The following is a 13,015-nucleotide window of genomic DNA, read 5'->3' as shown; positions in this document are numbered from 1 at the left end:
ACTCGCCACTCGTGTGGCCCAACGGTGCCCTTGGCACCGGGCAGCGGCACCAGGCTTCACATCAGCAGAAGGGACCCGCGGGCGAGATGCAGATCCGGCTGACCGTCCTCCGACCGCGCAGCGGCCCGTCCGCCACCGGCTCCGCCATTCCCTACGTGGACGTGCTGGTGACCGCGCCCGTCGGCACCGCACTCGGCGCCATCGCGGGCGCGCTCGCGGGTGCCGTGGGCGTGCGCGGGCCGCGGGCCGCCACCCACGTACACCTGTACGCCGGGGCGCACCGGGTCGACGAGCACACCCTGCTCGGCCACCCCCCGCTGCTCGACGGCGCCGTCCTCAGCCTGAACGAGCCCGACCCGACCGCCGACGACCCCGACGACGCCCCCGCCGCCGCCGAACTGCGGGTGGTCGGCGGCCCCGACGCCGGCGGCGTGCACCGGCTGCACGGCCGGGAGATCCGGATCGGCCGCTCCGCCGAGGCCGACGTCCCGCTCGACGACCCGGACGTCTCCCGGCTGCACCTCTCCCTGCACCTCGCCGAGGACGGCCGGATCTCCGTACGCGACCTCGGCTCCACCAACGGCACCGCCCTGGACGGCCGGCTCGTCCCGCCCGTCCCGCCGGAGGCCGCCGTCCCGCTGGAGCCCGGCGCCGTGCTGCGGATCGGCGAGTCCACCCTCCAGGTGACCGCCCCCGACCCGGCCGAGGCCGCCGGAGCCGTCCGCGCCGCCCTGCCGGACGGCCACGGCCACCTCCAGCTCGCCGCCCCCGGGCCGGTCCGGCCCGCACCGCCCGTGGTCGAGCCGCCCGCCGCCCCCGAACCCGCGCCCGGCCGCGGCCGCGGCCTGTTCTCCCTGCTGCCCGGCCGCGCCGCCGAACCGCCCGGTCAGGAGAGCGCCGAGCGCCACCACGCCGCGGTCCGGCTGCGCCAGACCGCCGCCCAACGCGAACGCTGGCCCGACCTCGCCACCCTGCTGCTCAACGCCGTCGGCCCCGGCCCCCGGCTCTGGGAGCGCGGCCCCGGCCACCCCGACGCGCTCACCCTGCGGCTCGGCACCGCCGACCGCCCCGGCGGCCCCGGCACCACGCCCGGCACCATGCTGCCCGCCGTCCCGGTCACCCTCGACCTGCAGACCGCCGGCAGCCTCGGCCTCAGCGGCCCGCGCGAGCGCCTGGACGCGCTCACCCGCGCCGTCGTCGCCCAGCTCGCCGCGCTGCACCCGCCGACCGGGCTGAGCCTGGTCGTGGTCGACGCCGACCCGGCCCGCGCCGCCGAGGACCGCGTCGACACCTGGGCCTGGGCCCTGTGGCTGCCCCACCTGCGCCCGGTCGACGGCCAGGACTGCCGGCTGCTGATCGGCCTCGACGACGAACAGGCCACCGCCCGGCTGACCGAGCTCACCGCCCGGCTCAGCGGCCCCAGCGGCCTCGGCGGCCACCCCGCCACCGTGGTCGTGGTCGACGGCCGCCCGGCCACCGAGGCCGCCCGGCAGGCGCTCGACCTGCTGCTGCGCCAGGGCCCGGCGGTCGGCATCTTCCCGATCTGCCTCGCCGAGCAGCCCGAACTGCTCCCCCGGGGCCTCGGCGCCACCGCCCTGATCACCGGCGAGGTCGGCACCCAGCTGTCGCTGTCCCGGCCGGTCGCCCGCGGCCGGGAGACCCTCCACGAGGTCTCGCTGGACGCCGTCTCGGACGCCTGGGCCGAACGGCTCGCCCGGGTCCTCGCCCCGCTGCGCGAGGCCACCCCGGCCGCCCGCGGCCCGCTGCCCGACGTGCTGCGGCTGCTCGACCTGCTGCAGCTCGACACCGTCACCCCGGCCAAGCTGTCCGCCCGCTGGGACGCCCACGCCGGCGGCATCGGCGCCGCCACCGCCCTGCTCGGCACCACCCGGGACGAGCTCTGCACCCTCGACCTCGCCGACCCCGAACTCACCGTCCCCTCCCCCGACCCGGGCGGCCCGCACCTGCTGATCGGCGGCGCCCGCGGCTCCGGCAAGACCGAGCTGCTGCGCACCCTGGTCGCCTCGCTCGCCGTCTCCGAGCGGCCCGGGCGGCTCGCCGTCACGATCATCGAGGGCCGGGCCACCTCGGACGGCCAGGACGGACTGGACGGCTGCACCGAGCTGCCGCACGTCAGCGGCCGGGTGAACGCCGCCGCCGACCCGCGCGCAGCGCTGCTCGCGGCCGAGGCACTGGAGGACGAACTCACCCTGCGGGAACGGCTGTTCGACGGGCTGGACTTCGCCTCCTGGCATGCCGCCCGCATCCTGGACGCGCAGAGCCTGGACGGGCCGGAAGCGGACGCCGAGCACCCCAAGGTCCCGGTGCCCGCCGCCGTCGGCGGCGGAGCGGCCACCACGCCCCGGATCATCCCGCCGCGCAGCGCGGAGGGCCCCCGCCCGACCGGCCCCGCCGCTCCCCCCGCCCGGCTCGTCGTCGTCGTCGACGACTACGACGCCCTGCTCTCCCCCACCTCCGCCGCCGGCCGCCCGCTCGCCCGCGCGCTGGCCGCCGTCGCCCGCCGCGGCGGACCGCTCGGCGTCCACCTCGCCGTCGCCACCGGCCGCCCGGAGGAGAGCGCCGGCACCGAGGTGGACGAGGCCGCGCTGCTGCGGATCGCCCTGCGCACCGAGGACCCGGCCGACTCCGACCTGCTGATCCACCTCGGCGACGCGGTCGCCCTGCCCGAGGACACCCCCGGCCGCGGCTACCTCCGCCTCCCGGACGGCGGCGTCACCGCCTTCCAGACCGCCCGGATCAGCGGCCGCATCCCGCGCACCGCCACCCTGCGGCCCACCGTCGTCGCGATAGACCCGCTCCAGCTCGGCGCCCCGCCGGCCCGCCGGCCCGTCCGCGAACTCGGCAACGGCCCCACCGACCTCGCCCTCCTCGCCAGCGCCCTCCAACGCGCCGCCGCCCGCTGACCCCTCCGGGCACCGCCTTGTGCGTGGGAAGTCGGCCCGGCCGACTTCCCACGCGGCCGGTGACCCCGGCCACCTCGCCTCACACCCCGTTGCCGCTTCGGCCACCCCGAAGCGGCAACGGCATCAGGCACCACTCCCCGCACCGGAAGTCGTCAGGTCGACTTCCTGTGCGGGGAGAGCCACAACCGCCGCGCTCCTCGCCGCAGGTCGCCCGCCCGCCAGGACGACAAAGCCCAGGCAGGCCCGACCGAGAAGGGCCGGGCCGCCGGAACCGCCGCCGAGCAGCACTCACTTCACCCCGTCATCCGCCGCCGCTTCGGCCTTGCCGAAGCGGCGCCGGGCCACTCCTGCGTGAGAAGTCGGCCGGGCCGACTTCCCGTGCTTACGGGTGGGTTGCGCGGGCGCGGCAGCGGGTGAGGGCGTAGGTGATGCGGCGGTCGGAGGGGAGCGTGGTGGCGAGGAGTTCGCCGGCCGTGACGAGGGTGGTCCAGTAGAGGGCGGGGTCACCGGTGCGGGGAAGGGGATGCGCGGCGGCGAGGGAGAGGTACGCGGAGATGAGGTTGCCGGTGGTGAACCAGCGTTGGAGGCCGTGGTGGTGGCCCGGTCGGATGCCGCCCATGGCGTCGATGGCGACGAGGAAGTGTTCGACGACGGCGAGTTCGGTGTCGGTGAGCGACTTGGGGACGTCGAAGACGCCGAGGGCTTCGAGGAGTTCGCCGGTGTCGGTCTCGGTGTCGGGCCGTGGGTCGGCGAGGAGGGCGTCGTAGCACTCGGCCAGGCGGCGGGTGGTTTCGGCGTGGGGGATGTCGAGGGCGAGGCAGACGGCGCGCGCGACGGGCAGGGGCGGGTGGCCGAGGCGGGCCAGGAGGGCGTAGGTCGCGGCCGGGGTGGCCCCACGGGAGAGGGTGTGCCGGGCGAGGGTGACGAGGTTCATGGAAGAAGCGGCTCTCAGGCGAGGGTGGTGACGGGGGCGATATGGGCCCAGACGAACTTGCCGATACCACAAGGGCGGGCGGCGCAACCCCACCGTTCGGCAAGTTCGTCGACAAGGAACAGACCGCGCCCCTTCTCATCGTCGGGGACGGCGGTCCGGAGGATCGGCCGTCCGGTGCCGGCATCGTGGACTTCGAGGCGCAAGCGGGAGCCGGTGAGGGCGAAGCGGACCTCGATGTGGCGGTCGTCGGGGGCGTCGGAATGCAGGACGGCATTGGCGAAGAGCTCGCCGAGGAGCAGTTCGGCGGTGTCGCGGTAGCGGTCCCCGGAGGGCAGCCCGGAGAGGTAGGCCCGGAGCAAGTACCGCGCGAGGGGCGTGGATTCGGTCCGCGCGTCGAGGCGTGCGACGAACATGCGCGGGCGGCGGGACATCAGCATGGGGGCACCTCGAAGGGGAACGCGGACGGGACCATTCGCACCACGGCTGGTGATTGGCCGATGACGAACAGTCAACATCCATGCCCTGCGGTCGGCTATGGTCGGGGCGCGCCCGGACGTTGAAACCCTTGAAACCCACCTGCCAGGGGGAACTGTCGTGCGAACCGACCGTGGGCCGAACCACAGGCTCGCCTCACTGATGGCCGAAGCCGCCTGGGGCAACGGCGATTTGGCTCGGGCCGTCAACCGGACCGGCATCGAGGCCGGGCAGCGGCTGAAGTACGACGCCTCGGCCGTCTCCCACTGGCTCAGCGGCACCTCGCCTACGGCGAAGGCCCTGCCGGTCGTCCTGGAGACACTGGCGCGGAGGCTCAAGCGGCCGATCACCGCCGTCGAGGCCGGATTCCGCGGGACACCTACCCCTGTCGACCAGCCGACGGATACGGTGTCAGGGCTGATCGACCTGGGGAGCCTCGATATGGACCCGTCCCGGCGCGGAATCCTCACGGCCAGCCTCTACTCGGTGGCCCTCACCATCCCCGGCTGGCCCGACGTGGTGGGCCGCTTCGAGAGACTGCGGACCGACCCCCACCTGCGGATCGGCATGGCGGAGGTCCAGGCGGTCGCGGCGATGACCGAGCGGATCAGCGACCTGGACGACCAGTTCGGCGGCCGGATGACCCGTCCGATGGCCGCCTCGTTCCTGGTCAACACGATCGTCCCGTACCTGCGGGCGGACGCCGGTGAGGACGTCCGCAAGGCCATGCTGTCGGCCGCCGCCGACCACTGCTACCTGACCGGCTACATGGCCGTGGACGAACGCCACGACTCCCTGGCCCAGCGCTACTACTTGAAGGCCCTGGAGCTGGCCGGGCACGCGGGCGACCACCTCACCTACTGCACCACCCTGCGGGGCATGAGCGTTCAGGCCGTCGACCTCGGCCACGGCAGCGCCGCCCTGCGACTCGCGGAAGCAGCCTCCTCCGCCTCCCCACAGGCCGGCCCCCGCATGAGGGCCTTCCTCGCCGGTCAGCAGGCCCATGCCCTCGCCCAGACCGGGGACAGGGCCGGAGCCCTGCACCATCTGCGGGCAGCGGAAGTCGCGATGGAGCGGGCCGAGTCCAAAGAGAAGGCGTTCGGCTCCTACGATCCCGCCACGCTCTCGTACCACATCGCCCAGGTCAACTACGAGCTCGGTGACCGTGAAAGCGCGATCCGCGCACTGCAGCACTCCGCGAAGATCCGGCCTGCGGTCTATCGCCGGGGCCGTGTGCGTCACCGCTCGATGCTCGCCGAGTGGCAGCTCGAAGCCGGCCGACTGGAAGAGGCCGTCCAGAACTGGCACCTCGCCCTGGACGACTATCCGACCATCCAGTCCGGCCGGGCCGACGACCGCTTCCGCTCGATGCTCTCCGCGACCCGGCCGCACCGCCGCAACCCCCACGTGCGCGGGCTCCTCGAACGCGCCCGCCCCATGGCGGGCGGCCGAGGACCGGCGCGAACGGTACGGGAGACCAGGGCATGACCAGCAGCGAACCGGGCGTGAAGCTGCTGACGAGCGGCGGGGTTCCGGATGGGCCGTCGCACGCCGCCCTGTCCTGCTACCTCGGCCCGCATCGACTCGCTCGGTGCTCCTGAACACCTCGCCCGGCGTGGGGGCGCACTCGGCGCGGGGGGCTTGGGCTTTCACGCTCGAACGGTTCGCACTCTTCGTAGTCGCTGTGCTACTTTCCGCATCATCAACAGAACATAGGAGACCCCGGCGGTGGTGGAACACCCCGGGGTCAGGCACCAGGAGTCAGACCTCCAGATGCGGATTCATCGTAGCGTTCAGACGCGCGCGTTCGCCGTCCTTCCGAACGGCCTGTTGCAGGACCGGCGGTTGAGTTACACCGCTCGTGGCCTCCTCGCCGACCTGCTCTCCCGCCCCGACGGGTGGCGGGAGGACGGGCGGCAGATGGCGGACAGCAGTCCGCAGGGGCGGGGCGCCGTCCGGCGGGCCCTCAAGGAACTGAAGGACGCCGGGTACTACCGGGTCGACAGGGTCCGGATGGCCGACGGGACGGTCCGGTCCGAGGCCCACGTCTTCGACACCCCGCAGCCCGAACCGGCTGTCCCCCGCCCGGCCTCCGGTGGAGGGAGTTCCGGCCGCGCTGTCACCCCTCCCGTAAAGGACCCGGGACAAGAACCCACCCTCCCGGATGAACGGACGCGGGCCGCCGTGGCCACCCTGTTCCGGGTGATCCGGCCCGAACCCCGCCTGCGCCTCGGCGAGGCCGAGGCCCGCGCGCTGGCACCGCTCGTCACGCAGTGGCTGGAACGGGGCTGCGACGAAGCCGAGTTGGCCCACGCCCTGCTCCCCGGGCTGCCGCAGCCGATGCACTCCCCGGTGGCGATCCTCCGGGACCGCCTGAAACGGAAACTGCCGCCGGAACGAGCCGCGCCCCCACCGACGCCGTACGCCGAGTGCGGCCGCTGCCACGACCCGGTGCCCCGCCCCGGCATCTGCCGCGCCTGCGCGGGCCTGGGCACGAGAACCGTCGCCGTCGGCACCGGCGCGCCCGCGACCCCCGGAGGCGTCGCCCGCGCCCGCGCCGCCCTACGGGGGTGGCAGTCGCCGTCCGCCGTGGCGCTGGGCAGCTGACCTTCCATCGCACCATCGCCGCCTGCAGAAGCGCGCCTCTCCTCAGGGACGGGTGCCGGGCTGGTCGACGACGGCGCGGGCGAGGACGGCCATCTGGCTGGTGATGTCGCCCTTCCTGAAGGTCGCGCCGTCGGTGACGGCGACGCTGCGCTCGCCGAGGTAGGTGTAGTCGGTGCTGTCGAAGATCCACTGGACCTCGGCCCTCGCACCGCTGTCCCGGCGCGCGACCGCGATGCCGGGGCGGCCTGCCGCGTCGGTCACCGAGTCGATCACCCTGACGCCGGGGATCTTCGCGGCCGCCCGGTAGAGCGCAGCGCTGACGGCCGGTGGGGCGATCTGGTCGCGCAGGAGGTCGCCGACGGTCCTGAACGCCTCCTCGTCGGGGCCGGGCCCGTGGCCTTCGGTGTCCGCGTGGATCCTGGCCAGCAGCGCATCCGGGTCGGTCGGCAGGGCGGCGACGTAGGCGTAGCTGCCGAACCTCCCGGCGTTCGGCACGGGTTCGGCCTCCCCGTGCTCGTCGCTTCCTCCGGGGTTCGGCCGGTGCCCGTCCACGAGCAGCAGTCCCCGCTTGCTGCCGTCAACGGACATCCAGAGCTCCCGGGTCTGCGGCGCCTCGCCCTGCGACTTCGCCCAGTTGTCCAGGCTCTTCACGTAGACGAACTGGTCCCCGCGCGCCGCCGGGGCGGGCTGCTGTTCGGCGGCCCGCGCCGCGCGGTCCAGGACCACGGCCGCGACCGGCCGCGTGGGGTCGGCGCCCCGCTCGGTCGGCCCGCCGGCCAGCACCAGGGACAGCGCCAGGCCGCCCGCCAGCGCGGGCAGGGCCACCCAGCCGAGCCGCTTCCGCCGGGGCGCGGCCGCCGGCCCGCGCGCGAACTCGCTCATCAGGTGCCCCCGCAGCTGCCGCCGGCGGTCGGCGGGGAGCCCCGGCCCCGTGGGCGGTGGCAGCAGTTCGTCCTCGTTCATCGGATTCATCGGACTCATCGGGTCCTCCCCGGTGTCGTCGACCTGGCCGCTTCGGTGCGGCCACCCCGTACCTGTCCGGTGTCCGGCAGGAGTTCCCGCCTGCCCCGGAGCTCCTCGTCCACCAGCGCGCGCAGCTTGGTGCGGGCGCGCGAGAGCCGGGAGCGCACCGTGCCGATCGGCACCCCGAGTGCCTCGGCCGCGCTCACGTAGTCCAGGCCCGCCAGGACGCAGAGGCCGAACACCTCGCGCTCCGCCTTCCGCAGCCCACCCAGTGCCCGCCGGACGGCGGCGAGCCGGGCGTCGTCGTCGAGCCGCCCGGCCAACTCCTCGGCGAAGTCCGGCAGGACACCCCGGTCGGGCAGCCGCGCCAGCGCCGCCCGGTGCCGCCGGGCCGCCCGGGTCGTGTTGCGCAGGACCTGGGCGGCTATCCCGAACAGCCAGGGCCGCACCGGCCCGTCGTCCTCCCGCAGCCTGCCGCGCAGGCGCCACGCTTCGAGGAACGTCAGCTGGACGACGTCCTCCGCCGCGGCCCGGTCCCCCACCACCCGCACCGCGTACCGGTACAGATCGTCCGCCGTCTCATCGAACAGCTCCCCGAACGCCCACTGGTCGCCGCTCCTCAATCGCGCCCGCTGTGACAGTTCCACATCCCCACCTGTCCGCACGGGCCGCCGGGTTCCCGCCGGAGCACGGCAGAGCACGGCAGAGCACGGCAGAGGGCCCCGCCGAACCGGACGGTTCGGCGGGGCCCTCATCGACCGGTCGGACGATCAGCCGGTCAGGCGCACTTGATGTCGCGGTTCACCGCGGCCATCCCGGCGACCTTCCCGGCGTCCACGGTGAACTCGTACTGCCAGCCCGGCTGCCCCTCGACCGGCAGCACGTACCTGCCGCTCTTGTCCTGCTGGAGGCCCTTGGCGCCGTACGCCTGCTGGAGCGCCTCCAGGGTGGAGCCGGCGCCGATGCCCTCGGCCGTCCTCGCCTCCGCCGGGGCGGCCAGCTCGCGCAGGCCCGCCTCCGCGAAGGAGACCCGGCCGGTGGCCAGGTACGCCTTGTCCTTGGCCTCCTGCGCCACCCTCAGGTCGACCAGGGCCATCGTCGAGTCGGCGATCAGCTTGGCGGCGGCGGCCGAGTCCTTGGCCCCGGCGGCGGAGCCCGCGGCGGCGGCCGCCGCGTCCTTGGCGGAGGCGTTCGGCGGCAGGGTGCCCGCCGGGGCGGGCGCCTTCCCACTGGCCGCGTCGGCCTTGGCGCTGAGGTCCTTGTAGCGGGCCTCGGTCGCCGCCTCGGCGGCCATCCGGGCCTGGTCCGGCGCCGGTCCGCCCTTGTAGACGAAGTCCGTGCAGCCGCCGAGCAGCGAGACCGGCGACGGCTCCAGGGCGCCGGTGGCCAGCCCGGCGTCCTTGGCCATGCCCGGCTTGATCCCCTGGTACCCGGCCGCCGCGAAGGCCTCCGGGCCCTTCGTCGTGGGCGCCGCCGAGGGTGCCGCGGCGGCGCCCCCGGCCTTCGCCGAGTCCTTCTTGTCGTCGGACGAGCAGGCCGCCGCCGAGGCGGCCAGCAGTACTACCGAGATGCCCACGCCCACCGCGCGGACCGTGGCCCGGTTCTTCCCCATGTCACAAACCCCCACATGATCTTTCGAGGGTCACCGTACCGAGGGTGCGGCCACGATCCACAACCGGTTTCTCAGGCGCAGTAGGTGTTGTGCTTCACCAGGGCGAGCCCGGCGACCTTGCCGTCGGCCATGGTGAACTCGTAGAACCAGTCCGGGCCGCCGCTGCCGCTCTCGGACGGGAGCTCGTAACCGCCCTCCTTGATCGGCTTGAGGTCCCTGCCCTCGTAGGCGCGCTTGAGCTCCTCCTCCGTCGAGCCGGCGCCGATGCCCTCGGCGGTGCGGGCGCCCGCCGGGGCGACCAGCTGGCGCAGGCCCTCGGTGCCGAAGTTGACCCGGCCGGTGGTCAGGAAGGCCTGGTCCCGGTTCTTGCGGGCGGGCCCGAGGAGGTCCAGGTCCTTGTAGAGCACGGCCATCTCCCGCCGCCCCGCCTCGGTCTGGTCGAGCTGCTCCCGAAGGCCCGCGAGGTACTCCTGCAGTTCCTTCGACGAGGCCCCGGACGGCGGGGGCGCGAGCGGCTTCCTGGCCGCCTTGATCTCGTCGATCCTGGCCAGGGCCTTGTCGGCCTTCGTACGGACCTCCGCCTCGGCCGCCATCCGGACCGGGTCCGGCGCCGGGCCGCCCTTGTACGCGTAGTCGGTGCAGCCGTTGAGCAGCGAGACCGGAGACGGCTCCAGGGCTCCGGAGGTGAGCGCCTCCTCCTTGGTCATCGAGAGCTGGAGCCCGCGGTAGCCGGCGGCGCCGAACGGCTGCGGCGGTGTACTGGCCGCCGCCTCGGCAGCGCCGCCCCCGTCTCCCCCGCAGGCCGCCGCTCCGGCCATGACCAGCGCCGTCGTCAGTACGGCCCCGGCCACGCGCCCGCCGCGCGTCGTCCCCACCATGATCATCTCTCCTTCGTCGACCGCACACGGTAGCGAACGTGCGGGCACGATCGACAACCGGCTCCCCCACGCGCGGAAGGGGCCCGGGTCCGAGGACGCGGGCCCCTTCGCGCACGCACCGGTCAGGAGGCCGGCCCCCGGTCGGCCAGGCTCCGGGTGTAGTGGGCGGCGGCCAGGACGGAGGCCATCAGCTCGGAGTCCAGCACGGCGGCGTCGGCCAGCCGGGTCGCGGACGCGTGGGAGGCGAGCAGCGTCTTGGTGACCCGCAGGGCGGCCTCGGAGCGGCGCGTGATGGGGCGGGCCCACTCGGCCACCGCCTCGTCCAGCTCCTGCTCGGGGACGACGCGCTGCAGGATGGCGAGCTCCCGCGCCTCCACCGCGCCGACCGGGCGGCCGGTCAGGATGATCTCGCGGACCCGGGCCGCGCCGACCTCGTGCAGCAGCCGGGGCAGCAGGCCGCCCCAGGCCACGGGCAGGCCCAGGGCCAGTTCGGGCAGCCGGAAGACGGCGTTGTCGGCGCCGGCCCGCAGGTCGCAGGCGAGCGCCAGGGCGAAGCCGGCACCGGTCGCCCGGCCCTGGACCCGGGCGATGGTGACGGCGGGGCTGTTGACGAGGGCGTCGCAGACCCGGCGGGCCTTGTCCCCGTAGGCCCGTATGCGGCCGCCGGTCGGGTCCTCGTCCAGGCCCGCGAGGAGTTCGTCGCGGTCGCCGCCGAGGCAGAAGTCGCGGCCGGCCGCGGAGAGCACGATCACCCGCACGGCCGGGTCGGGGACGGCGAGGAGAGCGAGGAGTTCGTCCAGCATGGCCGAGGTGACGGCGTTCCCCGTCCCCGGGCTGTCCAGCTCGACGTGGAGCACCGCGCCCCGGAGCTCGGAACGGACCGTACGGGCGGGCGCGGATTCGGGGACCACCGCGGCTTCGGGGACGGAAGCGCCTTCGGGAGCGGGAGCGCCTTCGGGGACCGGCGCGGACTGCGGGACCGGCGGGGACTGAGGGGCCGGCGGGTACCAGCCGGTCGTCGTCGACGGGTGCGGGACGTACGGCGGCGGCTGCATCGCGTACGGGGGGTACTGGGGAGCCTGCGGGGAGACGTTCATGCGGACACTCTCAGGGACGTCACCCGGTGGAAGACCATCCGGGGCGCGTGCTCCGGCGGGCTCACCGCCCGCAGCGTCGGGAAGCGCTCCAGCAGTTGACCGATCAGGGCCCGCGCCTCCAGCCGGGCCAGGCCCGCGCCGAGGCAGTAGTGGGCGCCGCCGCCGAAGGTGAGGTGGGTGCCCCGGCGGAGCGGGTCGAAGGCGTGCGGGTCCGGGTTGCGGCGCGGGTCGCGGTTGGCCGCGCCGTACATCACGTGGACCATCGTGTCCTTGGGGAGGAACGTTCCGGCCAGCACGGTGTCCTCGCCCGCGACGCGGCTGTTGACGCGGATCGGCGGGTCGTAGCGCAGCGCCTCGTCGATCGCCTCGTCGATGTGCTCGGGCCGCTCCCGCAGCCAGTCCCACGTCCCGGGCGACCGCAGCAGCTGCCACACCAGCGAGGAGAGCAGCGTCGCCGTGGTCTCCAGCGAGGCGATGGTGACGAACATGGTGAGCTGGTAGACCATCCGGTCGGTGGCCTCGGGGTCGGACTCCAGCGCGTCCCAGGTGCGGATCCAGCCGGCGATCACGTCGTCGCCGTCGTTGTCGCGGCGTTCCCGGACGAGCCGGGTGAAGTACTCGCGAAGGTCCATGGTGGCCTGCTCGGAGACCGCCAGCTGGCTCTTGGTGGGCAGCAGTTCCTGGGCGTGCACCTGGTTGTGGGTCATCGTCAGGATGTGCGGGTAGTCCGCGCGGGGGATGTCCAGCCAGCGACCGATGGTGCCGATCGGCAGCTGCTCGCTGACCACGGAGGCGAAGTCCGCCTCGCCGTCCGCCTGTATTCGCTCGGCCAGGCGGTCGAGCAGTTCGGTGGCGTCGGCCTCGATCCGCGGCGTCATGTCCCGGAGGGTGTTGCGGTCGAAGAGGCTGCCGAGGCTGCGCCGCTGCCGGGTGTGCTCGGGGGCGTTGAGGCGGGAGAGGGTGCGGCTCATCTCCTGGGTGGCGACGGCCTCCCAGCGCTCCGTCCCGGTCTGCCGCTCCTGCCAGGCGAAGTCGGGGACGAGCCAGGTCCTGCCGCGCAGGACCTGGTCGCAGGCCTCGTAACCGGTGACCAGGTAGCCGCCCCAGGGCGCCGGGACGAGGTCCCCGAGCGCCCGCAGCCCGTCGTAGACCGGGCTCGGGTCGGCGAGCCCCTCGGCCGACCGCAGCCTCCGCAGCAGCGGGACGGCGGCACGGCGGTCGACCCTGCCGTCAGGGTGCTCCGACTCCGCGGGGCGGGCTTCCAACATGGCGGTCACACGGGCTCCTTCAACACGCGGGCGGGCAGTACGGCGGCGTACTACCCAGCACCAGCGCGCTCAAGCGTCGATCCGTGTTGCCCCCGTCACGTACTGCACCGTCGTCGCACGCCGTTCACCTCGCGGTGACCGAACAACCGGTGACCGAACGGCTGGTACCCGAACGGCCCGTGCCCGGACGGCCCGTGACCGAACAGCCGCTGCCCGGACGGCCCGTGACCGAACAGCCGCTGCCCGGACGGCCCACGA

General features: G+C 74.6%; 11 protein-coding genes. 3 read left to right on the top strand and 8 right to left on the bottom strand.

The window, feature by feature from the left end; all coding sequences use genetic code 11:
- Positions 1 to 86: 86 nt before the first annotated feature.
- Positions 87 to 2,924, top strand: coding sequence for an FHA domain-containing protein (locus tag ACFVXH_RS25070; RefSeq protein ID WP_387827306.1), 2,838 nt, complete (start codon positions 87 to 89; stop codon positions 2,922 to 2,924).
- Between the two features lie 382 nt (positions 2,925 to 3,306).
- On the opposite strand, the gene ACFVXH_RS25065 is transcribed toward ACFVXH_RS25070, so the two are convergent.
- Together ACFVXH_RS25065 and ACFVXH_RS25060 are read right to left on the bottom strand one after the other, a co-directional pair.
- Entirely contained in the window at positions 3,307 to 3,858 is a 552-nt protein-coding gene (locus ACFVXH_RS25065) for a hypothetical protein (protein ID WP_049650826.1), read from the bottom strand.
- Positions 3,859 to 3,872: 14 nt separating this feature from the next.
- A complete protein-coding gene (locus ACFVXH_RS25060) occupies positions 3,873 to 4,295 on the bottom strand; it encodes an ATP-binding protein (RefSeq protein WP_380745446.1) in 423 nt (140 codons plus the stop codon).
- Positions 4,296 to 4,494: 199 nt separating this feature from the next.
- Here ACFVXH_RS25060 and ACFVXH_RS25055 point away from each other — a divergent pair, with 199 nt between their 5' ends.
- Positions 4,495 to 5,820: a tetratricopeptide repeat protein gene (locus ACFVXH_RS25055; protein WP_387827587.1), complete on the top strand. Its 1,326-nt coding sequence runs from the start codon at positions 4,495 to 4,497 to the stop codon at positions 5,818 to 5,820.
- A 357-nt stretch (positions 5,821 to 6,177) separates the two neighbouring features.
- Positions 6,178 to 6,939: a hypothetical protein gene (locus ACFVXH_RS25050; protein WP_387827302.1), complete on the top strand. Its 762-nt coding sequence runs from the start codon at positions 6,178 to 6,180 to the stop codon at positions 6,937 to 6,939.
- A gap of 42 nt (positions 6,940 to 6,981) precedes the next feature.
- On the opposite strand, the gene ACFVXH_RS25045 is transcribed toward ACFVXH_RS25050, so the two are convergent.
- The 6 genes from ACFVXH_RS25045 to ACFVXH_RS25020 all read right to left on the bottom strand — a co-directional run bounded on the left by ACFVXH_RS25045 (position 6,982) and on the right by ACFVXH_RS25020 (position 12,757).
- On the bottom strand, positions 6,982 to 7,920 hold the full coding sequence (locus ACFVXH_RS25045) for a CU044_5270 family protein (protein WP_387827299.1): 939 nt from the start codon (positions 7,918 to 7,920) through the stop codon (positions 6,982 to 6,984).
- Positions 7,917 to 8,549, bottom strand: a complete 633-nt coding sequence (locus ACFVXH_RS25040) for an RNA polymerase sigma factor (protein ID WP_387827296.1) — start codon at positions 8,547 to 8,549, stop codon at positions 7,917 to 7,919. The genes ACFVXH_RS25045 and ACFVXH_RS25040 overlap by 4 nt, the downstream gene beginning before the upstream one ends.
- 131 nt (positions 8,550 to 8,680) lie before the next feature.
- Positions 8,681 to 9,514 carry a hypothetical protein gene (locus ACFVXH_RS25035; protein WP_387827293.1) on the bottom strand — a complete coding sequence of 278 codons (834 nt, stop codon included), beginning with the start codon at positions 9,512 to 9,514 and terminating at the stop codon, positions 8,681 to 8,683.
- 71 nt (positions 9,515 to 9,585) lie between these two features.
- Positions 9,586 to 10,392: a hypothetical protein gene (locus ACFVXH_RS25030; RefSeq protein WP_387827290.1), complete on the bottom strand. Its 807-nt coding sequence runs from the start codon at positions 10,390 to 10,392 to the stop codon at positions 9,586 to 9,588.
- A gap of 122 nt (positions 10,393 to 10,514) precedes the next feature.
- Entirely contained in the window at positions 10,515 to 11,489 is a 975-nt protein-coding gene (locus ACFVXH_RS25025) for an enoyl-CoA hydratase/isomerase family protein (protein WP_387827288.1), read from the bottom strand.
- Entirely contained in the window at positions 11,486 to 12,757 is a 1,272-nt protein-coding gene (locus ACFVXH_RS25020) for a cytochrome P450 (RefSeq protein WP_117491748.1), read from the bottom strand. The genes ACFVXH_RS25025 and ACFVXH_RS25020 overlap by 4 nt, the downstream gene beginning before the upstream one ends.
- Positions 12,758 to 13,015 lie beyond the last annotated feature (258 nt).

It is taken from the genome of Kitasatospora sp. NPDC058184, assembly GCF_042883725.1.
In the GTDB taxonomy this organism is placed as follows: domain Bacteria; phylum Actinomycetota; class Actinomycetes; order Streptomycetales; family Streptomycetaceae; genus Kitasatospora.
This window is presented reverse-complemented; position numbering and strand designations above follow the sequence as displayed.

What these genes read in the sequence shown, in the direction of transcription:
- ACFVXH_RS25070 (WP_387827306.1), top strand. Translation starts at nt 87, where the DNA reads ATGCAGATCCGGCTGACCGTCCTCCGACCGCGCAGCGGCCCGTCCGCC.
- ACFVXH_RS25065 (WP_049650826.1), bottom strand. Translation starts at nt 3,858, where the DNA reads ATGAACCTCGTCACCCTCGCCCGGCACACCCTCTCCCGTGGGGCCACC.
- ACFVXH_RS25060 (WP_380745446.1), bottom strand. Translation starts at nt 4,295, where the DNA reads ATGCTGATGTCCCGCCGCCCGCGCATGTTCGTCGCACGCCTCGACGCG.
- ACFVXH_RS25055 (WP_387827587.1), top strand. Translation starts at nt 4,495, where the DNA reads ATGGCCGAAGCCGCCTGGGGCAACGGCGATTTGGCTCGGGCCGTCAAC.
- ACFVXH_RS25045 (WP_387827299.1), bottom strand. Translation starts at nt 7,920, where the DNA reads ATGAGTCCGATGAATCCGATGAACGAGGACGAACTGCTGCCACCGCCC.
- ACFVXH_RS25035 (WP_387827293.1), bottom strand. Translation starts at nt 9,514, where the DNA reads ATGGGGAAGAACCGGGCCACGGTCCGCGCGGTGGGCGTGGGCATCTCG.
- ACFVXH_RS25030 (WP_387827290.1), bottom strand. Translation starts at nt 10,392, where the DNA reads ATGGTGGGGACGACGCGCGGCGGGCGCGTGGCCGGGGCCGTACTGACG.
- ACFVXH_RS25025 (WP_387827288.1), bottom strand. Translation starts at nt 11,489, where the DNA reads ATGAACGTCTCCCCGCAGGCTCCCCAGTACCCCCCGTACGCGATGCAG.
- ACFVXH_RS25020 (WP_117491748.1), bottom strand. Translation starts at nt 12,757, where the DNA reads ATGTTGGAAGCCCGCCCCGCGGAGTCGGAGCACCCTGACGGCAGGGTC.